Origin of the sequence: Marinobacter salicampi (genome assembly GCF_011074795.1) — a bacterium.
Taxonomy (GTDB): domain Bacteria; phylum Pseudomonadota; class Gammaproteobacteria; order Pseudomonadales; family Oleiphilaceae; genus Marinobacter; species Marinobacter salicampi.
This window is the reverse complement of sequence record NZ_JAAMPF010000016.1, coordinates 141,390-159,310: the sequence shown is the minus strand read 5'-3', so window position 1 is coordinate 159,310 and position 17,921 is coordinate 141,390. Positions and strand designations below refer to the sequence as shown.

Annotated in this window: 26 protein-coding genes; 9 read left to right on the top strand and 17 right to left on the bottom strand. The window is 52.4% G+C overall.

Going from position 1 to position 17,921, the window contains the following annotated elements:
• Positions 1-169: 169 nt before the first annotated feature.
• On the bottom strand, positions 170-967 hold the full coding sequence (locus G7W63_RS08815; protein WP_166256326.1) for a hypothetical protein: 798 nt from the start codon (positions 965-967) through the stop codon (positions 170-172).
• A gap of 237 nt (positions 968-1,204) precedes the next feature.
• Between G7W63_RS08815 and G7W63_RS08810 the strand changes: the two genes are divergently transcribed.
• Positions 1,205-2,062 carry a DNA-binding protein gene (locus tag G7W63_RS08810; RefSeq protein ID WP_166256323.1) on the top strand — a complete coding sequence of 286 codons (858 nt, stop codon included), beginning with the start codon at positions 1,205-1,207 and terminating at the stop codon, positions 2,060-2,062.
• Positions 2,063-2,072: 10 nt separating this feature from the next.
• On the opposite strand, the gene G7W63_RS08805 is transcribed toward G7W63_RS08810, so the two are convergent.
• The 12 genes from G7W63_RS08805 to G7W63_RS08750 form a co-directional block, all read right to left on the bottom strand.
• Positions 2,073-2,381 carry a hypothetical protein gene (locus G7W63_RS08805; RefSeq protein WP_166256320.1) on the bottom strand — a complete coding sequence of 103 codons (309 nt, stop codon included), beginning with the start codon at positions 2,379-2,381 and terminating at the stop codon, positions 2,073-2,075.
• Between the two features lie 473 nt (positions 2,382-2,854).
• Positions 2,855-3,067 carry a hypothetical protein gene (locus G7W63_RS08800; RefSeq protein ID WP_166256317.1) on the bottom strand — a complete coding sequence of 71 codons (213 nt, stop codon included), beginning with the start codon at positions 3,065-3,067 and terminating at the stop codon, positions 2,855-2,857.
• Between the two features lie 126 nt (positions 3,068-3,193).
• Positions 3,194-3,544 carry a hypothetical protein gene (locus tag G7W63_RS08795; RefSeq protein ID WP_166256314.1) on the bottom strand — a complete coding sequence of 117 codons (351 nt, stop codon included), beginning with the start codon at positions 3,542-3,544 and terminating at the stop codon, positions 3,194-3,196.
• Positions 3,545-3,607: 63 nt separating this feature from the next.
• Entirely contained in the window at positions 3,608-4,243 is a 636-nt protein-coding gene (locus G7W63_RS08790; RefSeq protein WP_166256311.1) for a hypothetical protein, read from the bottom strand.
• Between the two features lie 62 nt (positions 4,244-4,305).
• Positions 4,306-4,503 (bottom strand): hypothetical protein, encoded by a 198-nt coding sequence (locus G7W63_RS08785; RefSeq protein WP_166256308.1) that lies wholly within the window; start codon positions 4,501-4,503, stop codon positions 4,306-4,308.
• A 30-nt stretch (positions 4,504-4,533) separates the two neighbouring features.
• The gene (locus G7W63_RS08780) at positions 4,534-4,692 is read right to left on the bottom strand and encodes a hypothetical protein (RefSeq protein ID WP_166256305.1); all 159 of its coding nucleotides are present in this window, start codon (positions 4,690-4,692) and stop codon (positions 4,534-4,536) included.
• 17 nt (positions 4,693-4,709) lie between these two features.
• A complete protein-coding gene (locus G7W63_RS08775) occupies positions 4,710-5,093 on the bottom strand; it encodes a hypothetical protein (RefSeq protein ID WP_166256302.1) in 384 nt (127 codons plus the stop codon).
• Positions 5,086-5,547 carry a hypothetical protein gene (locus tag G7W63_RS08770; protein ID WP_166256299.1) on the bottom strand — a complete coding sequence of 154 codons (462 nt, stop codon included), beginning with the start codon at positions 5,545-5,547 and terminating at the stop codon, positions 5,086-5,088. Before G7W63_RS08770 ends, G7W63_RS08775 begins: the two co-directional genes overlap by 8 nt.
• Positions 5,548-5,583: 36 nt before the next feature.
• Positions 5,584-5,868 carry a hypothetical protein gene (locus tag G7W63_RS08765; RefSeq protein ID WP_166256296.1) on the bottom strand — a complete coding sequence of 95 codons (285 nt, stop codon included), beginning with the start codon at positions 5,866-5,868 and terminating at the stop codon, positions 5,584-5,586.
• Entirely contained in the window at positions 5,865-6,080 is a 216-nt protein-coding gene (locus tag G7W63_RS08760) for a DUF7167 family protein (RefSeq protein WP_166256292.1), read from the bottom strand. Before G7W63_RS08760 ends, G7W63_RS08765 begins: the two co-directional genes overlap by 4 nt.
• 195 nt (positions 6,081-6,275) lie before the next feature.
• Positions 6,276-6,464 carry a hypothetical protein gene (locus tag G7W63_RS08755; RefSeq protein WP_166256289.1) on the bottom strand — a complete coding sequence of 63 codons (189 nt, stop codon included), beginning with the start codon at positions 6,462-6,464 and terminating at the stop codon, positions 6,276-6,278.
• A 292-nt stretch (positions 6,465-6,756) separates the two neighbouring features.
• Positions 6,757-7,560, bottom strand: coding sequence for a hypothetical protein (locus G7W63_RS08750; protein ID WP_166256287.1), 804 nt, complete (start codon positions 7,558-7,560; stop codon positions 6,757-6,759).
• A 147-nt stretch (positions 7,561-7,707) separates the two neighbouring features.
• Between G7W63_RS08750 and G7W63_RS08745 the strand changes: the two genes are divergently transcribed.
• Complete coding sequence (locus G7W63_RS08745) at positions 7,708-8,073, top strand: hypothetical protein (protein ID WP_166256284.1); 366 nt, start codon at positions 7,708-7,710, stop codon at positions 8,071-8,073.
• Positions 8,074-8,145: 72 nt separating this feature from the next.
• Here the strand turns inward: G7W63_RS08745 and G7W63_RS08740 are convergent, their stop codons facing one another.
• From G7W63_RS08740 to mobI, 3 genes are all read right to left on the bottom strand, one after another.
• Positions 8,146-8,454 carry a hypothetical protein gene (locus G7W63_RS08740; RefSeq protein ID WP_166256281.1) on the bottom strand — a complete coding sequence of 103 codons (309 nt, stop codon included), beginning with the start codon at positions 8,452-8,454 and terminating at the stop codon, positions 8,146-8,148.
• Between the two features lie 93 nt (positions 8,455-8,547).
• Positions 8,548-9,015 (bottom strand): metal-dependent hydrolase, encoded by a 468-nt coding sequence (locus G7W63_RS08735; RefSeq protein ID WP_166256278.1) that lies wholly within the window; start codon positions 9,013-9,015, stop codon positions 8,548-8,550.
• Positions 9,016-9,430: 415 nt separating this feature from the next.
• Entirely contained in the window at positions 9,431-9,904 is a 474-nt protein-coding gene (gene mobI / locus G7W63_RS08730) for a conjugative transfer protein MobI(A/C) (RefSeq protein ID WP_166256275.1), read from the bottom strand.
• 626 nt (positions 9,905-10,530) lie between these two features.
• On the opposite strand from mobI, the gene G7W63_RS08725 reads away from it, so the two are divergent.
• The 7 genes from G7W63_RS08725 to G7W63_RS08695 all read left to right on the top strand — a co-directional run bounded on the left by G7W63_RS08725 (position 10,531) and on the right by G7W63_RS08695 (position 14,434).
• A complete protein-coding gene (locus G7W63_RS08725) occupies positions 10,531-11,568 on the top strand; it encodes a ParM/StbA family protein (RefSeq protein ID WP_166256272.1) in 1,038 nt (345 codons plus the stop codon).
• An 11-nt stretch (positions 11,569-11,579) separates the two neighbouring features.
• Positions 11,580-12,047, top strand: coding sequence for a hypothetical protein (locus G7W63_RS08720; protein WP_166256269.1), 468 nt, complete (start codon positions 11,580-11,582; stop codon positions 12,045-12,047).
• Between the two features lie 17 nt (positions 12,048-12,064).
• Positions 12,065-12,721 (top strand): lysozyme family protein, encoded by a 657-nt coding sequence (locus tag G7W63_RS08715; RefSeq protein WP_166256266.1) that lies wholly within the window; start codon positions 12,065-12,067, stop codon positions 12,719-12,721.
• Between the two features lie 23 nt (positions 12,722-12,744).
• Positions 12,745-13,137: a hypothetical protein gene (locus G7W63_RS08710; protein WP_166256263.1), complete on the top strand. Its 393-nt coding sequence runs from the start codon at positions 12,745-12,747 to the stop codon at positions 13,135-13,137.
• Positions 13,138-13,152: 15 nt separating this feature from the next.
• A complete protein-coding gene (locus tag G7W63_RS08705) occupies positions 13,153-13,698 on the top strand; it encodes a FlhC family transcriptional regulator (protein ID WP_166256260.1) in 546 nt (181 codons plus the stop codon).
• A 147-nt stretch (positions 13,699-13,845) separates the two neighbouring features.
• Positions 13,846-14,082, top strand: a complete 237-nt coding sequence (locus G7W63_RS08700; protein WP_166256257.1) for a hypothetical protein — start codon at positions 13,846-13,848, stop codon at positions 14,080-14,082.
• A gap of 10 nt (positions 14,083-14,092) precedes the next feature.
• Positions 14,093-14,434, top strand: a complete 342-nt coding sequence (locus G7W63_RS08695; protein ID WP_166256254.1) for a hypothetical protein — start codon at positions 14,093-14,095, stop codon at positions 14,432-14,434.
• Positions 14,435-14,489: 55 nt separating this feature from the next.
• On the opposite strand, the gene G7W63_RS08690 is transcribed toward G7W63_RS08695, so the two are convergent.
• Entirely contained in the window at positions 14,490-17,915 is a 3,426-nt protein-coding gene (locus G7W63_RS08690; protein ID WP_166256251.1) for a conjugal transfer protein TraG N-terminal domain-containing protein, read from the bottom strand.
• Positions 17,916-17,921 lie beyond the last annotated feature (6 nt).

The window sequence follows — 17,921 nt, the reverse complement described above, 5'->3', positions numbered from 1 at the left end:
TCCAACGATAGCAGCAAATTTAAAGATGCGCGTGCCGGGCAAGCGGGTTCCCGCTTGGTGCTGCTTCGCGGGTCGCACGGGGGCTCCTGCGGAGTCGGGGTAAAGAAGCCCTGCGGGCAATGGGGTGGAGCACGCGCAATGCTTCAGCAATACAAAGCTGGGTTCGAGATTAGGGTTGCTTACCTCTCCCGATAGTTCCGACTTCGAAAGTAGCCAAACGACTCTCCAGCTCTGCAATCTGCACCCCCACTGACTCGTGCCTGGCCTCGATCTCACGTAGCTGTGTCGTGGGTTTGTCGACTTGCAACGAAACCATCTCACCATTGTAGCGGATCTCAACAGGGCGTATGACCAGGTGAATATCAAGGGCGTTCGATGCCTGAAGTTCAGGGTGGATGAAGGGATCGTCGGTGAGGGGCTTAATGGACCGCACCACAATCGTTGATGGCCTAAACCCAAAGACTGAGGAGGCGATCCACCGGGTGGGGCTTGAAACCGGCACATCACTACCTTTGCGGTATATGTCTACCTCAAGCACAACGGAGCGAATTGTTCTTCCTTTCGCCCGGTTGGCCAACCGCATCCGAATGTCCATCCGCTTTGCTGCACCCTGGCCCACCCATTTCTTACTGGTGAACTGAACGCCGAGCTCAGGCGTGGACACCGCGATGGATTGATCTTTCTCGACGGTGGCCTGGAAAGCTTCAGCCTTCGGCACCAATGCCTCTATCTCAGCCACTAGCGACTGGCGTTGCTGTTGCGCCAGCTTCAGTTTCTGGTTGAGCAGCATCTTTTGGTCGTGGCTACCGACATGCTCTCCCTTCTGGGCGGCATGGTCCTCAGCTGGAGAAGGGGAGACTTTCTGGTCCTGCTCCTCCGACCCTGTCAAAGATCCATACCCGCTTGTCCATCCAGTCAGCAGCGCAGTTGTGATGACCAGTGATGCTCCGATCGCGAGGTGTCGCATATCAATACCTCTATACCCGTGTGTGACTGAAGATGATCAGCAAGGATGCTACTGGGAGAAGAGGAGGAGGAATGTGGTAGTGCGCGTCAAAAAGCTAACCCTAAGACTGAGGAACACCACAAAAGCGCTTGGGCTATTCCGTATCATATCGTTCTGTATTGTATGATATGTATTAGTGTATTATGTATTGTATTGATGCTACAATTCAGTCATATCTCAACTTAAACAGGTGCAGCCATGGCGCGGACAGGAGTCACATTCGAACAGGTCGTTGAAGCCGTAAAGGCAATTGAGGCTGAGGACGAAACTCCCACGATCCAGAGGATTCGCCAGCGGCTCGGGACCGGGAGCCCGAACACCATCCATCGTCATCTGAGAAGCTTCCAGGAACAAAGCCGCCCTCAGAAGCCGGTAGCACTGAAGCTTCCCGAGAAGCTACAAGATGCGCTCTTGGCGGAGATCGCCCGGCAGGCTAGTGAAGCAAGGGCTGAATCAGAGTCAGAAGCGAAAGAGGCCATGGCCACGGCGGACGAGCTGGCGGAAATAGGGGAGAGGATGGAAGTCGAAATCACGGCCCTGAACGAGCGTATCGTCGCCCTTGAAAAGTCTCAGATCGAATCCGACGTGAAACTGTCCGCCAAAGACGAAGAAATAGAGCGTCTTCGTCATGAGCTGAATGAAGAGCGCACTGAGTCCGAGAAGATCCGAATGACAATCAGGGAAGATGAGCACAGGTATCAGGTCGTATGCGATCAAGTCGCGAATTTAAAAGGCCAGCTGGCGGACTCCCTAAGCGAACTTTCTACTGTCAGGTCTGAGCTGAGGGAGGCAGAGCACACTGCAACGTATTCTGAAGCACAACGTGGGGCTCAGAAGGAAAGAATTCTCGCCAGTGAAGACCGAATCGCTGAGTTGCGTGAAGAAATGACACAGCTTCGCCAGGAGCTCAAAACTGCGTTGAAAGCCAAAGACGAACTGGCCGAAGAAAGCACGAAACTAAAAATTGAGCTCGCCAGCGTGAAGAAGCCTGCTCAGGCGAAGCAGCGTTCACGCACATCGACAACGAAGAAGCAGGGGGAATCGCCTAAAAAGTGAAACTGAGCTTTCAGTCTTTCAGCCCCGAGATACCGTAGGTTTCCATAAAGCCTTTCACCTGGTCATTCCAGTCACCGCAGATATGAATTTCATCGGTGATTCCGAACCGGGAGACCTTGGCATCCCACCCTTCGTGCTGTGCTTCGTATGGGGCCCTGTCGTTCATGCGCTGGGTGAAACGTGCCTTGGCTTCATCCAGAGGCATATCCAGATAGAGAGCGAAGCTTTTCAGATCGTTGTACTCGATGATTACGACGGTGTGTCTATCATCTTCCGCAGGCTCAGTAAGCTGCCCGGTTGAGAAATTCACTGGTTGCATGACTGTTTTCGTCCCCTGGTGAGCAGATCTCGATTAGGTATGCCGCAGTATGACCAATCTGGGGGATGAGGGAAACGAGCTGGCGGAGATCTACCGGCAGGTCAACCAGCGGTTGAATGCACACAGAATGGCATTCTCACAGTAATCAGCTCGGCTTCCATCTTAAATACAGCTGAACAAAAGTCGACGTTACCGCTGCTCAGCTGGTCGTTTATCTGGTACTCAAATCTCGCATCATAGATTTGGATGTATGGATCACCGATCGTATAGGCCCCCAGCCGATCGGATGGGCACTCATCCAGAACCGATTGGAGTTTAGAGAGCCAATCCCGCTCGGCTTTAGTCAGCGGTTTTTTCTTCGGCCCGGCAGTGCTCCTATCTCGTGACATATACTTATCCTCTTTCCTCAAAATTAAACCGAGCGGCCATTTCTGCTGCTGTATGAGGCTTAGTCCAGAAAACTAGAGCGGTTCTCAATTCTTCTCAGGAAAATCCCCGCCATCCAGATGCCACTTGGCTTTCTGTTCAGCTTCATCTTCGCTTTCCGCTACAAACCATGGGGATACTTCTGCGTCACCACGTTTTTCTTTTGTTCGCTCACGGTTTGCGGTGTCTGCATCGGGGAACGGACCTCTAGCTCTGGCCGCTCCATCAGGTAATGCTTTAAAACCAAACCAGTAATTCATGATCTTTCCACTCCCTATAATTCAAGCTGGCCAGGGGAGGCATGCTCGCCGACAAGCTCAAGATTGCTTTTATGTGCAGAACATAAACGTCATTGGTTTCAATGTCGCTCGCAGACGTATACCCAATCAACTGAGAACTATCCAAGCTAGACTTCCGCTCATGAACGCACCCATTACGAGGATGAAAAGGCCCGTGCCTACTGAGCGCTCGTCCTCTCCAGTACCACGGAAGTTCTGTATAGCCCCGGTGATAGCCATATATCCGATCAGAAGAGCAACAGCCGAAAGGAGCAGTGATGCAGCTCCATCGGAAGGCGTTAGACCTCGGACATTGGCATGACCCAGCATTGGAAGTCCCAGCAGCCCAATAGCCATTAGCTTGAAGGTGAAGTCTTTAATAATCATCGTTTCAAATTCCACCTGGTTTTTTTCTGCAAGCTTGCTGCTGCCGATCGTGCAACTGCCGCTGGGGGTCAATGTGGATACTGGACCTTGGCCTTACCTGTTTGGCAAAGCCGTTGACTTCCCACGGCATGATCCTCATTCCGAGTCCTGCTCTTGCTCTAACGGCAGGCTATCGGCCCATTGAGTCACGGACACGATCACATGCGAAAGCAATGTAAAGAACTCCGCTCGGATAACATCTTCAGCCGTGGAATGTTCATCGATCGATTTCTGACGAACCGGAAAGGAACCATCTTTTTCGACCAGACCCGCAAGAGCGTAGATCAGGGGCAAGCGGTGTGCCGAATAATCAACGTCGCATTCGAGACTACCTTTAAGGTAGGGCTCGTAGTCGCAGCCCGGAAGGAGGCCCTGGCTCCTCACGTCGTGACGAATAACCGGCAAACTGAACTCAACTATCAAAGGCTTGTGATTCTGCTCACCGATGACGGTGACCTGGACCTCTGCTCCCATGTATTTCCTAGGCGAGCTTCGCAGCATTTCAGCACTGACACTCGCGGAGATCCATCGGGGCGCACTGACCACGGTCAAACACAACTGGCGACCGCCAGCCAGGCGAACCCTCATTGTCTCCCCCAGGGTCATACCCAAGCTTGTTAAAGCAGTTTCCAGGTTGGCCTGTGCTGATTTATCCAGAGTGCGAGAACGTTGGTTTGCAACTTCGACCACATCCTCAAGGCTGGGCTGGTCCATCCAATTCAATTCCTGCATTCGTTTCCTCCACGGTGTCCAAGGATTATTTGTTGGTGTGAGTTTTTGTACCTGAGGCAGCTTCAGTGGGTTGGAGGCTTATCCTGCGTAGTTCTGGGTGACTGGAGGGAGACGCGCTCCTCCATTTCGCGATAAGAGATACCGGCGTCTTCCGCCAGCTGGCTGATGATCATGCTCCGATGGGTGCCTGTGGGTCCAAAAAGGATAGTCGTGAGCCCGTCTTCTTCCATCAGTAAGGTTTGCGGTTGGTTTGTGCTCATAAGTCATATCGCTCTCGTAAGGGTAGGGCGTCAGTCTATCTGTTGCCAGGCTCGGAACTGCTCGTCCCACTCGCCATCGGGCATGTCCATCGGAAAGGCGTCCGGATCTTGCAGGTGCTGCTCGCTCCACCAGTTGATAAAGCGCTCTGCTTCCGACAGAAGATCATGCCGATATTCTTCCAGGGTCATAGTATGTGCCTCTGGGACTATTCCGGTTGATGATGAAGGTATTGGCCAATCGTCTGCGCCTTGTGCTGTGCCCTGAGCTGGATCTCCGCGTTATTGAGATCGCCGGCCTCTACGAGCATTCGCTCAGCGTTGCGCACGTCCCCCAGCTCTTTCTCCAACTCCCGGCGATTAGTAGGTCCGCCCTCTGGGTGGGTAGAATCGAACCCGAAGCGCAGAATCTTCCCAATTGCTTGTTGAGCTTCCGCCAGCTCCTCAATCAGGACCGCCAGCCGCTCTGACTCAGCGTGAGAAAGCCCGTTGAAGGCAGAGGTCTCAGATGCCGGTGGACGTTTGAAGTCGCTCTTGATCTTGCTGATGCGTTCGAGGTCTTCACCCAGTCGGCTTTTCGATTTGTCAGTCATCAATTGCTCTCCTTATCTGCCGGCTGGACGGGCGCGACCGTTTGATTGCCTCAATCGAACGATTCAGCCATAGGTTCTTCCCGTCGGCACGTTGCAGCTGTTCTTCCATGTCGACCATAGCCAGACCCAACTGAAGTACCTCATTGGTTCGCCGGAGCCCAGCTTCGATCGCACGGCTTCGATTAAGCGCGGGTAGGTCGTGTGCGACCATTACCAAACCAATTTCAGTACCCATCAGAAGGTCGCGCAACACTCTCAGTTCAGTTAAGCCGGCTTCGTTGAGATCAACACCTGCCTCGCCAGGCGATTCCATGTCCAGTTCGGGGCGGGCTTCTGCGTGCTTGCCCCCGGAGGCGAGGTTTATCAGGCGCGACATCTTCGGAGTGCAAGGCATACCGCCAGCCACATCGAGTAACCCCGGCGACTGTGGTTTCGTGTGGTTGGTGTCAGTCATACATTCCTCGATTCTTCTTCTGGAGCCATGAACCGTTCATGCCTTCCCAGGCTGCTCGTCAGCGTAGAGCGGGTTGGGGACCGCGCTGAGCAAGTCATTTACCTGGCGCAATACTTTAGTGTCCGCTCCGTGGTTAACGATGATGAACGCTTTGAGCCTGCGAATTGCCTCGCGAGCCTCATCAGGCATAGTCGGCTGGCACTCAGCCCGGCCAGCGTGTAACCCGGCGATGAACACCTGGTCCCGACCCATGTCTTCCCACTGGTCACTGTCCGGATCGAACTCGTTCGCCCAGTCTTCGAATTTCCCGTGATCGCTCATGATTCCTCGGCGGCCTCGTCAGAGTCCTCTTCCGCTGGAGCCTCGCTGAATCCCCACTCCATCCAGTTGAAGGCGTGCTCTTTCATTTCCTGTTCCTGCTGCTCTCGTGTCATGGCCTCCCACTCACTGCGGGGGAACTCCACGAAATCCTCGCAACGAGAGCCAGTCTTATCGGTTTCAATGTAATACTTGATGCGAACTCTGTCGGTCATGGCCGCTGCCCTCTCGTGTCTGTAAACGCTGATCTGACTGCTATCGTCGCATGAGCCCCAGAAACGCAAGTGCCCAGCACGGGTAGGGCGACCGCGTCGCGCCAGCCCTGCCATCTAACGAGAATTCTACTTGGGTTTGCCGGAAGTCTACCAAGAGAGCTTGATGGAAAACCGCATCTACTCCAGACCCGATCCTCACGTCGTTGGTACAATCAGCTCATATTCACTACGACATGCATCTCCATGGGAAAGCAATTGGCTCTCGGTACCGGTTACCAGGACCACGAAGATCAACTCGATATGTTCGATCAGCTCGATGCGGCGCTGGCAGATCTCCACCAGGTGAGCACGGCCCCGGTCGCTGAATCGGATATGTTTCCTCACGACACAATGGGGAGCATCCCGTGCTCATGGTGCGTTGGGCCGGCAGATCTCCAAGAGCTCCAGCGTGCAGCGTTGTCGAATGACACGCCCAGAACCGTATACCCCGTAGGCGACTCCGAGTGTTTGTTGTGTGACGGCAAAACCGAACTGCCAGCCAGGCTGAGGCGAGTCGAAGACTACTGGTGGGATTGGGCCAACCGGGTGATGCTAAAAGCGGATAGGGTAGGGCAGGCCAGGCGCAAGGTGGAGGGGCCAGATCCGACCCCTTTGTATGTTGAACACGGCGGATACGCTAGTCACTGAGGCCGTTGTCGTACAGCCTCTGATACGGACTGTCAGTGTGTAAGACCGGAAGTAACAGGCTAAAATCTGGTGCTAGACCTTCAAGGCGTCCGCCCGGTCCTTTCGTCGTCAGATTCAACCGTCGCTTTGCAAAGTTGATCACCTTCTTCGGGGAGCGCCTGAGAACCTTGGCAACCCGAACACCTCCCTCTTCCCAGAAGTGCTTCTCAATATACGATACTTCATCTTCCGTGAATGGCCCGACTACAAACTCTCCATCGTTGAATGCTAAGTCAATGGCATCACAGTCCACGCCTTTTCGAGAGCACTTATCCCGCAGGTTATCCGGGGTATCTCCGTGCATCTGTGCGACTGCAACAAATCCCATTGATGGGACATTGGACAGAATGTATGCCCATTCCGATTTGGTTATCCGGTTAGTTTTGGGCCCTCCCCGGCGTTTGAGCCCCAAGCGGCGTACCTTGAGTGCAATGGCATTGAAACTGCGGTCCAGCAGTAAAAGGGCGCACACTTCGAGCCCGTTATCCGGATAGTACGTTTTTAGAACATCTTTCTCTTCCTGGGTCCATCGTTCAGGCGCTTCCACTCGCTTGGCCCCCCACAAACCCAGCACGCCTGCCTGTTGAACGATGGCACTTTTGGATCGGCCCTCAAGAAGGTAACAAAGTTCCTCCATCGGCGTCGTATGATAGTGCTCCTTCAGATATTGATTTTCTTGATCGCTCCATCTCTTCAAAGCCCGAGCCAGGCGGCCAGGGCGGCTTTTTGTCTTCTCCGGTGTTTCTTCGTGCATAACTGAGATCTCAAGTGCCCTGTATCAAATCAGTCATGGGTATCTTGCGATTACCCCTTAACCTTCCTCTGCCACTAAAAAACGTTCCCTAAATTTCCCTCTGCCGTAAGGGCACTACCACTCAGTAAACCTTACGGAGAACCTCTGATGTCTTGTGTTGATCTTACAAACCCGTACCACTTCGAGCTGCTCGCGGATTGGTGTGAAGAAGCCGTACTCAAGCACCTGGCTTACGGTACCGATCCTGACGAGGTCCATGCTCAGGTCAATCGCGTGATCCGGTATGTCGAATCGAAACTAAACAATCCAGATGTGACGTTCGCCTTCAACCGTGAGGAGATCCTTCATCACGCACACGCCGGCTGGATGTTCTTCTTCCAGGCCCCAGAGTTTCAGCACAGCTCATGTTCAATCTCAGAGGTGCAGCTCACCAGGCATTCCGCTTTCCCGAATATTCATGACGAGTGGGATGTATACCTGGTAGAGCGAGAATCAAGACGAGAGGTCGAATAGACAGCGGTCTCGGTCGCAATGTCGTGGTAGAGCATTTCGGTGTTCAAAGTCCTGCCATTCAGTAATGCCGTGCTACCCCCTCGCACGGCCCATACCGAGCACACTCAAGAAAGTGGCCTGGTCATTTTCTGTTACACGGTCATCTTCGGACAGATCCTGAAGTGTCAGCTCCCAGCTGCGGATCTGAAGATCCTTCATCTGCGCCCAGGTTCTGATCTGGCGGATGTCGATGCCAAGACGATGGGAGGACTGGCCGTAAAGCTCCATTGCTCTACGAGTCACCCGAATTGTTCCGTCGGTGTAAACCGTATAGTTGGGTGTCTCTCTCTCTACCGGTGTCGACAACCGCACGCCATTGAGCGCGATCACGTTTGTGTTCATAACAATTACCTCGTCTGTGCGAGTTTGGTCTCGAACCCAGCGTCGGCTGGATTTCGTTTTGTGTGTGTAGCTCCAAACCCGTAAAGGTCTGGCTTACGCTGTTGTCCCGAAACCTACCATTGCAGCGCCCCAAACGAGTACGCACAACAGATCCGCTTCGCCTGAGCGCCACCAGTTCAACGAGTGGCGACACCAGGGGTGAATGAACGGAATGCCCGTGGGGTTCGGCCAGTCAAAAAGCAGATGGGTCAGTCCCCCCAGTACAAACGCGAGCAAAGCCGCAAAGATCTCCGGTCCTAACCCGAAGGGCAGGGGGCCCGACATCGTCAGTACCGCGACCAGGCCCGCCAACCACAAAGGCACCCAGTGGGTCAGAGTCCGGTGTTGAATCCAGTACATCCCCCAGATCTTCTCGACAGAATCCGGAAAGACACCACCGTACCAACCGCCAAGTACACTAATCCCGAGAACAGAAAAGCCGGCTCCGTCCTGTGAAGACAAATGCATACCAACGCCCAGCCCGGTTAAGGCCCCGGTGATGTGATGTCCGACTCTGTGCATGTGTTTCTCAGCCTCTGCGATCTCTCCTCAGTAAACTACCGGGTGTGCGGAGGCTTATTGCTGAAGTGGGTGAGGTTTTTATGCAGGTTCTATTTTCGGATTGTCTTCATAGAGCGGGGCAGAGTTCAGGGAGATCCCAGGGGCGCGGTTGGCCGTAACGGAGCAATACCGGTTCTCCCCTGAATTTGGGCCAAAAAAAACCACGCTTAGAGCGTGGCGTGAATATGCGTGCAATCGGTAGCCCTTACGGGCTCTTATTTGTGCTGCATAGTGTCCAGCTACACAGCGCACCGAGTATATCGAGCTATAAGATTGGCTCGGTGCAGGGAGGATGCGTTTTAAGTGCTATACGCGTACACATCTTCCACGCCGAATTAACGCTCCGAGATGGAACATGGTTCCATAAGCGACAGATTCAGTCTTCGATCTCTTCGTCGTCCGCTTCGTCGAGATAGCCCATTTCTATATAGGCTTTGCGAGCCCGGCTCATCGCCTTCCTCTGATCTGCTATAGCACCACTCAACGTTCGCAGGGCAGCAAAGTCGTCTTCGTACATTTCGACCAGTTCTTGCTCCCACTTCGCAAAGCCCGCGAACCTCTGCATTGGGTACCTGTTACGAATCCGGCCCTTCGGAATTGCTTTACTGAAAAGCTTCTTGTCGTCCTTGGGCCCGACCCACTGCTTGCGGTACCAAACAATCTGGATCTTGTACCCCTGGCGGTCTATGAGCCTCACACCGAGCCGGCCCTCGTTCTCGCCGTTTCGCTTGCGCTCTTTGATCTGCGCCCAGTAGCTGTCTACAAGCTCCATCGCCTCCTGTGTAATAAGAGCTTCCTGCTCCGACAGGGTTTGCTGCGTCTGCTCAAACCACTCCGGCTTAAAGCCCATTTCCTTACACCCCTTTTCCACATATATATCTCTTTGCTCAAGCTGTGTTCTGTACACGGCTGAGACCTCAACATGGGGCTCACGTTAATACACTGCTTGTACAAAGAACTGTGGAGAGGATGTGTTTTTTTCGACGAATGGGGGCCCATTGCAAGCCATTACACAGCTTGTACAAAGTTCCTTTGTTCAGGGTGTGTATTTTTTAAGGTTGTTGATGACAGTTTTATGGAGCAAAAACAGGCTAGTGCCCGTGTACAACGACTGTATTAATCGAAATGATTTGAGGCCCGCCTATGTTGCCTCGGGCATCACCAATCCCGTGTAACGCTAAGGGGCTGATATAGGTCGATCGGTTTATTTTCAGCACTTAGCTCCCGGCGCGACGCCGTTTGGCGTTTCCGGGTCTATCTGTAGTTGCTGAAGCGTATTACCTACCCCGTTTGGCGTCGTTGTGTCGGGCACTCGGAGCTGAGGTGTACTTTTCTAACGCCCTTTGGCGTCTTCTTTATTAATAGAAAACCATTGCGACGCAGGTTGGTGCTTTTTTTAGCATCTTCTCCCCCCTTGCAGTTTGCAGAATCGTGGGATGCTCTCCTTGTGATCTAACTACTGTATGAGGAGCTTTTATGCCTGCCTATGTAATGGGTTTTGACGTCGGTTATAGCAACGCGAAAGGCCTTGCTGGATATGTGGGGAAAGACCAGGGTTTTGCCCAGGCAAAGAGATTTGTTCGTCCGGTGGGCGCTGCCCCAGTAGTTGACTGCATCGATGCAGAGAATAACGTCGACGATCGTCGGGTTCCTGTTTCGGTCGACGGAGAGGATTGGTACGCGTTTATCGAGCCGGCGATGATTATGCGGGACAAGCGTGAGCTTAATTACGATTACGTTTCCACCAAGCAGTACAAGGCTACTTTTCTGGCCGGCCTGATGATGGCAGAAAGCAACATCATTGATGTGCTGGTCACTGGCCTGCCCGTTTCTGAGGCGATGAAAGAAGACAAGGTCAAAGAACTGATCGCGATGATGGAGGGTGAGCACCAGGTCGCCCCGAAGCGGACCATAACTGTTAAGAAGGTTGTTGTTCGACCCCAGCCCGCCGCTGCATTTGTAAGGATGGTTTATGAGCATTCCGGTGATAAGCGCATGTCCAGAATCATTCGGGAAGGCCAGACAGTAGTTGTCGATCCAGGCTTCTTCAGCGTTGACTGGGTCACTCTTAAAGCTGGCGGAATTATCAAGGAGTCTTCTGGTACCTCGATCCGAGCGATGTACCGAGTCATTGATGCAGCCGCTGAAGCCATTAGTCGTGAGTACGGTGCTGGCGGTGCTGTAAAGACGGCCCTCGAACGGGCTATGCGGGATGGTGAACCGGAACTGCTGGCCAACGGTGAATTTGTTGAATATGGGCCCTACCTCAAAGCCGCAGCACAGAAAATCTCACGATATGCCCTTGCCCAGATGAAAAGTGACATGGCGCTCCAGGATAACGTCGCCGACATTCTGGTTCTGGCTGGCGGTGGTGCTGAACTCTACGAAGATGCCGCCCGTGAACTGTTCCCGGAATGCCGCCATGTCGTCACTTTTGAAAACTCAGTGACTGCGATTGCAGAAGGATACTTCTTGCTGGGGCAGGGCATTGCGTCCCAAGAGGCAGCTGCCTGAGGGGGTGACCAATGACTAATGATCGAGTCAATTGTTTTGTGAGTGGCAAGTATCCTGACCTCCGCGATCATTTGTCATCTTATGGGCGTGCAGCCGGGGAGCGTTTAAAGCTCCTCGCCACGCTCGGTGCCGTGGTGCCAGAAAACGTCCAGGTAGATCCTGCGGTTTCAGTGCCACGGGCCGACGGAAATAAAAAACAGGTGCTTCGATTGAATCCGCGCATTTCAGGTGCTTTTAGTGAAATTACCGACGAACTACAGGGCGCGAGCAGTAGAGGTGGCCAGATCGTCCGACTGGCAGCTCGTGGTTTAGCGTTTATGCAATCACCCGAGTTGTTTTTACAAACAGAAAAGAAAGGTTTGAGTGTCGATCAGGCGGCTCAAGAAACCGGAGCCGGCCCAGCTGAAAGCAATGACGATGACCTGAATAGAATAGGTCTCGCGGCTGGATTATTTAGTGAAGACACCCTTTGGCGTTGATTTGACGGAGTTTGACAATGGGTTTACGAACCGTATCCATACAGGCGTTTGAATCACTTTTATTCGACCAGAAAAGGGAGCAAAATTCTCACATTGCAGAATATTCATGTGTAATGTGCTTTTTAGTGTTTTTTGCACTCTTTTTGCCAAGCCCTACCGCTGCTAGCGAAAAGCAACAGTCGCCTGCGTTCCTAGTGGGGACTGTATACGAACGAATCGCAATTTCCGAAAACGTCAGCCCGGTGATGTTATACGCCCTGGCTTTGACGGAAAGCGGAAGAGCAATAGGTGAGGATGCCTTACAGGTAGCTCCCTGGCCCTACGTTCTCAGGGCCCTTGATGCTCGGTATTACGCCGATAATGAGAATGACTACCGTATCGCGTTCAAACTGTTCAAGGAGCGATACGGTGACAAATTCGACATCGGCCCCTTGCAGGTGAATTCGTACTGGCAGGTGACAAGAGGGAAGAAGGTCGAGTCAGATGAAGAGCTGCTGGACCTGGAACAGAATTTACGAACCGGTGCGCAGGTACTGCGTGAAGCAATAGAGTCGACGGATGATATTGCGCTGGGTATTGGTCGCTACCACACATGGAGCGACAACGAACGTGCCAGACTATTTGGCAACCGGGTTTTGTCCGTCCAACAAAACCTTTTAGATTCTGAAAACTAAGCTCAAGTCGATAGGAAAAAGAGATGCGTGCTAACAACTCTGCAAAGAAATTGAACCTGTCCAATATGCTCGAAGAGATGGATGTCGAGGTTACCGAGGTTTACGCCTCGGTTACTGAAGACTCCATGCGTGATCAGCAGATCAACATGATGATGCTCTCACGTCTGGCGCAGGTCTGCGCTGATGACCCTCAGAAAGCCGTACAAAAATATAACCTCCCGCCCGACGTCGTGGAAATGATTGCCTCAAGTGGCCACGAGTTCTACCTGAAGATCCAGCCCTTGGCCGATAAATGCATGTTTGACATGTCGCGCAACGCCGATACGATCAGACGAGCGCTGAGCAGCGAAAACGAACTGCAAAGCGCTTTCTCCCAGATTGCCCGGTTCTATTCTACAGACATCAAGGCCGGCTGAAGGGAGTAGCAGTGCATGAACGCTCGCAATGCCCAGCTTCGCTTATCAGCACGCCGCATGTTGCTCTTGGGGTTCCCCAACCAGGTGGTTGAAGACTGCACCAACATGGGGAGCTCTCAGCGACGTTTGCTGAGACATGAGATCAAGACTCAGCGTGGAGTTCAGCCCCCGGACATACGGGGGCCGGTCAAGAAGGTTAAAAGCCTGACAGCCAGAGGCGGTGACCATCTCCATGCAAGCCTGGTGATGAACATCTACTGTGCGATGCACCCCAAAGCCGCAAGCCGGGTTGATATCGATGCAGTCGTTGCTGCCTACAAGACGTATACGAAAGAGATCGGAGCACTGGAACAACGCATTCCCAGGGCAAAGCAGATCGAGCCAATGGACATGGCCTCAGTTCACGCGCTGGCGGTAGCCCTTCGTTCCCATGAAGAGAGCCATTCAGCAGAAATGAGAAAGTGTAAGAGCTGTTTCACGCACTACTACCTGGTGTATGAGCAGGAAGCCTCTCTTCGCTGCCCGTTCTGTGAGTGGAGAGTAAGGGGTGTTCAGCCGTAAGGTTTACCGAGTTTGTTGTGCGTAATAAGACCGCCTTTAATGGGCGGTTTTTTTATGGCGGACTGGAAATTACGAATTGTTGCACTGAGGTGGGGTTGCATTTTTGCAGGTCGCGGTAAACTAGAAGTAGAGATAGAGGAAAGAGCCATGAACTGGACCCTTGGAAAAGTCAGCACCGCAGTATACGTAACGTCCTTTGTCATAGTTGCAATGATGGCGGCATACGGGCAGCTGGGATCTGTGAACCTAACCACCACTGTCGGGTGGGTTTTAGTGGCCTGGCTGGCAGCCTATCAAACAATTTTTACCCTGCTTGTAGGTGGAACATTCAGGTGGGTGGCGCTGCAAATCAATCAAGCATTTTTTAAGCCGAGCAGATTCTAAGGGGAAGGTTATGAAGACATTTATGAAGATGATTGGCGCACTGGCCTTTCTGTTTGGCGTTGTAGTTGTGAGTGTGGTCGGAGCGCTAGCCCTTGCAGCGGGCTTTGGCGTGACTTTGGATGTGGGCAGCGTCTTCAATATGGGCGGTCTAGTGCTTGTCGTTGGGGGTGCGACGATCGTTGTAAGGGCTATCCTGAAAAAAGCAAAGAGTGTGTCATTGCGCGGTAATTTGAATTTCAGAGCCCCTAAAATCCAGTTATCTTCTGTTAAGGGCGATGAACACCACTGTAAAGGCTTCGCTCCGAACCCGGAGTGGAGATTCCACACCAAAAACTCAATCTTTGACGACTGAGGATGTGATAGTAAGCAGAAGATATAAGCCGCCAAGTATGGCGGCTTTTTTCATGTTACCTGTTGAGCGACCCCATGATGCGCTGAACGATGTCCTCCGAGAGTGTTTCCTGTAGTTCTTGTATTTGGTCCTCGTTGAACGACAGGGGGGCCGCGTTGTTGTACGCTCCTATCGATCCAGTCCGTCCACCGGCAAAGTCGATATTACCTGAGGCGTTGTTGATAACATCAGCCATGCCGTTTGCCAGTTCTGGCGAACCGGCCACAGAATAAGCCCCGACAAGTGCTTCTCTCGAATCGTTCAGCGAGTCGTAGGCCCCGGTGCCAAGCGCATTATTCAGGGCCGTACCACCTACAGCCTGATCAAAGAAGGCCATCTGTGATTCCGCAAAATAATCAGACTGGAGCTCGTTTAAGCCATTGTTGCGTCCGTCTTGCATGATGCTTTCTTTCAGATCTCCTCTCATGCTTGCGTAAGCCTCCTGGCCAGCGTCGACGCCATTGGTGAATGCGTCTCCAACGCCGTTCCAAAGGCTTGCAGTAGTCTCACCGTAACTGTCCCCCAGAGATCCGAAGAAAGCACCTACCCTGTCGAGCATGCCTTGTTCTGAATTGGCCGCGTCGCCCGCATTCTCAAAATTTGTTTTAACCCTATCAGCATGGTCGCCGAAAGTGCCGCTCAGGTTGTTCCATATATCGCCGGCTCCAACGGCCATTGCTGCAATGCCATTTCCGGTTTCTTGAAGTTTGGTTCCTGCATTGTCGGCCATGCCCATTATTTCGAAAGCAGTTGGGCCTGAATCCAAGGTAGCAGCCTGATCGATTATTCGCTGGCCGGCCAGTGCAGCTGCCTGGGCGTTTACACCGCCTCTGTTCGAAGCATCCTCTGCAGAGACACCGGAAGAGTTGGCTGTATGGGCAGCACCAACCACATCAGAGTTGGCTATCTCATCTGGCCGCGTACCGTCATCTGTCCGGACATTCCGCATTCCGTCGCGGTTATTCTGACTTGGGTCGATGTTGGACTGACCAACGTTCGAGACACTACCTTCTGTTCCAGACTGATCTAACTGGGTCCATCCAAGAGCCGACGACACAGCATCAATCCCGGCCTGCCGAGTCTCTGCATTTTCAGATGCGAGAGCCATCTGAAGCGTAGCGAGACGTTCAGCCATGGGCCCATCACCAATAGCTTCTTTATAAGTTTGAGCCAAGCCTGTGGTATCAACCCCTTGCTCATCTAAGCTGTCCCTCATTGCTTTGTAATCACTATTGTCGATGCCACTTGCCACTGTGCGTGGGTCGAAGTCGCCCATGGCAGATAATCGCTTCTCGGCACTTTGAGATTGCTGGTAGGCATCAGAGGCTTGGCGGGCTTCCTGAGAGCTCTGCATGATACTTTGCGCCTGGGTACTTTGCTCCCCGGTCCCAAATACATCAGAATTTTGTTCACTGAAATTGGCAGCAATATCACTCTTCAGTTCAGCTTTGTCGGTATCAGTAAACCCGGCCTGATTGTTTCTCTGAATTGTATCGCTCACCGTCTGCATAACAGCGTCTCGCGTTTCATCGGAGACTTTGCCTTCTAACGCGCCTTGAAGTTTTGCAGTGCCATTTCCAGCGCTCAGACCTCCAGAAAGAACCCCGCCTAGAACGCCAGCTACGGCTTGGGTGGTGCTATCGTCAAGTTTAAAAGCGCTACCAATCGTTTGTGCCTGAGTGGATACGGCACTGGCGATATTGCTATCAGAAGCCGAGATGCTTCTGCCAAGGCCTTCTGTGAGCGCTAACTGATCTTGCGATGTGCTGGTATTGTTAAGCGTGTCAGACAGTGATGAGTTAAACGCATTAGTTGACGTCGCAAGATCTTGCCTCGCTGAGGACGATCCTTGAGACGCAGCTGCTCCAAGTTGAATAGATCCAATATTTCCCTCTCGACCGGCAACGGCGGAACCGGTACCGAATTGAGTGCTTGACGCAGCACCAAGTTGATTCAATGAACCCATATTAAACGCATCGGGCTGGATAGAATCGGCGGCCTGGTCCGCACCTTTAGCAGTACCTGCTGAGATAGAGTTAGCCAGACTTGAAGCGCCATACATTGAGCCTGATACGAGGAAGAGGGAGATCATGGGAACAGCTGTAGCCATGTAGCTGCCTGTACCGATCCATGTTTTGGCAGCGTCATAAGCGGCGTTCATAAAATAGATGGAATTGGCGGATACACCTGTAGCTGAGCCTGCCAAAACCAACTCAGACGAAGCTCCCTCGGTAATGAACATATCGACTATCGAGAGCAGCGGCATCCATAGCTGTATCCAGATTAGAAGCATGAAATATTTGATACCAAGCTTTATTCCAAAAGCACCCATAACCATCAGAAAAGCGATGAAAGGGGTGATCGCAAAGCTCAGTCCTTCAAAAAAGGTCATCATTGGATAGATGGTTTCCTGGAAGAATGATGCCTGTGCCGCCCACGATAGATTTCGCTTTTCAATGGCGTTGGTCATTGAGATCGCCAGGGCCTCATCCTGGAAGTCACTATACTTGCCCTGGGCAGCTTCAAGCATGATGGGCTGAACTATCATCGTGAGGGCCATCTGCTGTGCTGAAATCCCGGAAGCCCCCATCCCAGAAAGGAGCTCAGCATTGGTGTTGTTCAGCTTTGCTTCCCAGTTAGGAGCACCTGGCGTAGAGTCAATTGATCGTAAGGCTTTGTTTAGAACCTGCTCAACCTGACTCGTGCTGGCAAAGAGCTTGTTAAACGCTTCATCAAGCAGTACATACGCCTGGCTACAAGTGACATCTTCGGGCCCGGTTGGGCCGATCCATTGAGTGTAAAAAATCTCGCTTTCAAATCGGATGGCTTCTCTGAGAGGTAGAGTGGAGAGCTTGGTATCATCCACGAGGTCAAGGTCATATTTCGTGTAGGTGCATTCTTTCAAGTAGTTGAAAACACTTTGATGAAAATCGGAACTACCTCCCATATTGGCACTTGCAGCGTCCATAAGTTGAGAACTGTAAACGCGGCTCCTTATGTCAACTAGCGATTGCAATGAATCAGCGTAGCTGCCGCCTGCGCTCATAGGATTTTGCGTGGTAGTGCTTACGCTCGTGTAGATCGATTCGAAGCCGCTCGATATGTTGTTACCGATGTTTGAGATGAGATAGGCAGGGACAGAGACACCTGCTGGTACATTATCAACCACCCTTACGGCTCCGGTTGTCCGGTCTTCAATGGTGACACGGGTTGTCACCGTGTCGAATAAAAGAATGAAAGCGCCGATGCCAACAAAAATTGGAGCAACATCGATTTCCTTTCCGTTCTTCATCAGGCTCTGTATGGCTGCCGCAAAGACACCAAGCATGGCAGCTGTCGCAACTGTAATTGCGAAGTCTCCTTGGCCGGTATAGATCGCCACTGCATTTAGGATTCGCTCAACAAATGCAGCGTCACCCAATGGGTAAATAGTTAAATCCATGGTGAA

Excerpts from the sequence above, each read along its gene's own strand:
- mobI (WP_166256275.1), bottom strand. The coding sequence starts at position 9,904 with ATGGGCTTTAAGCCGGAGTGGTTTGAGCAGACGCAGCAAACCCTGTCG.
- G7W63_RS08800 (WP_166256317.1), bottom strand. The coding sequence starts at position 3,067 with ATGAATTACTGGTTTGGTTTTAAAGCATTACCTGATGGAGCGGCCAGA.
- G7W63_RS08810 (WP_166256323.1), top strand. The coding sequence starts at position 1,205 with ATGGCGCGGACAGGAGTCACATTCGAACAGGTCGTTGAAGCCGTAAAG.
- G7W63_RS08780 (WP_166256305.1), bottom strand. The coding sequence starts at position 4,692 with ATGACCCTGGAAGAATATCGGCATGATCTTCTGTCGGAAGCAGAGCGC.
- G7W63_RS08705 (WP_166256260.1), top strand. The coding sequence starts at position 13,153 with ATGAACGCTCGCAATGCCCAGCTTCGCTTATCAGCACGCCGCATGTTG.
- G7W63_RS08770 (WP_166256299.1), bottom strand. The coding sequence starts at position 5,547 with ATGACTGACACCAACCACACGAAACCACAGTCGCCGGGGTTACTCGAT.
- G7W63_RS08805 (WP_166256320.1), bottom strand. The coding sequence starts at position 2,381 with ATGCAACCAGTGAATTTCTCAACCGGGCAGCTTACTGAGCCTGCGGAA.
- G7W63_RS08700 (WP_166256257.1), top strand. The coding sequence starts at position 13,846 with ATGAACTGGACCCTTGGAAAAGTCAGCACCGCAGTATACGTAACGTCC.
- G7W63_RS08735 (WP_166256278.1), bottom strand. The coding sequence starts at position 9,015 with ATGCACAGAGTCGGACATCACATCACCGGGGCCTTAACCGGGCTGGGC.
- G7W63_RS08790 (WP_166256311.1), bottom strand. The coding sequence starts at position 4,243 with ATGCAGGAATTGAATTGGATGGACCAGCCCAGCCTTGAGGATGTGGTC.
- G7W63_RS08695 (WP_166256254.1), top strand. The coding sequence starts at position 14,093 with ATGAAGACATTTATGAAGATGATTGGCGCACTGGCCTTTCTGTTTGGC.
- G7W63_RS08750 (WP_166256287.1), bottom strand. The coding sequence starts at position 7,560 with ATGCACGAAGAAACACCGGAGAAGACAAAAAGCCGCCCTGGCCGCCTG.
- G7W63_RS08765 (WP_166256296.1), bottom strand. The coding sequence starts at position 5,868 with ATGAGCGATCACGGGAAATTCGAAGACTGGGCGAACGAGTTCGATCCG.
- G7W63_RS08745 (WP_166256284.1), top strand. The coding sequence starts at position 7,708 with ATGTCTTGTGTTGATCTTACAAACCCGTACCACTTCGAGCTGCTCGCG.
- G7W63_RS08760 (WP_166256292.1), bottom strand. The coding sequence starts at position 6,080 with ATGACCGACAGAGTTCGCATCAAGTATTACATTGAAACCGATAAGACT.
- G7W63_RS08715 (WP_166256266.1), top strand. The coding sequence starts at position 12,065 with ATGGGTTTACGAACCGTATCCATACAGGCGTTTGAATCACTTTTATTC.
- G7W63_RS08725 (WP_166256272.1), top strand. The coding sequence starts at position 10,531 with ATGCCTGCCTATGTAATGGGTTTTGACGTCGGTTATAGCAACGCGAAA.
- G7W63_RS08775 (WP_166256302.1), bottom strand. The coding sequence starts at position 5,093 with ATGACTGACAAATCGAAAAGCCGACTGGGTGAAGACCTCGAACGCATC.
- G7W63_RS08690 (WP_166256251.1), bottom strand. The coding sequence starts at position 17,915 with ATGGATTTAACTATTTACCCATTGGGTGACGCTGCATTTGTTGAGCGA.
- G7W63_RS08815 (WP_166256326.1), bottom strand. The coding sequence starts at position 967 with ATGCGACACCTCGCGATCGGAGCATCACTGGTCATCACAACTGCGCTG.
- G7W63_RS08720 (WP_166256269.1), top strand. The coding sequence starts at position 11,580 with ATGACTAATGATCGAGTCAATTGTTTTGTGAGTGGCAAGTATCCTGAC.
- G7W63_RS08785 (WP_166256308.1), bottom strand. The coding sequence starts at position 4,503 with ATGAGCACAAACCAACCGCAAACCTTACTGATGGAAGAAGACGGGCTC.
- G7W63_RS08740 (WP_166256281.1), bottom strand. The coding sequence starts at position 8,454 with ATGAACACAAACGTGATCGCGCTCAATGGCGTGCGGTTGTCGACACCG.
- G7W63_RS08710 (WP_166256263.1), top strand. The coding sequence starts at position 12,745 with ATGCGTGCTAACAACTCTGCAAAGAAATTGAACCTGTCCAATATGCTC.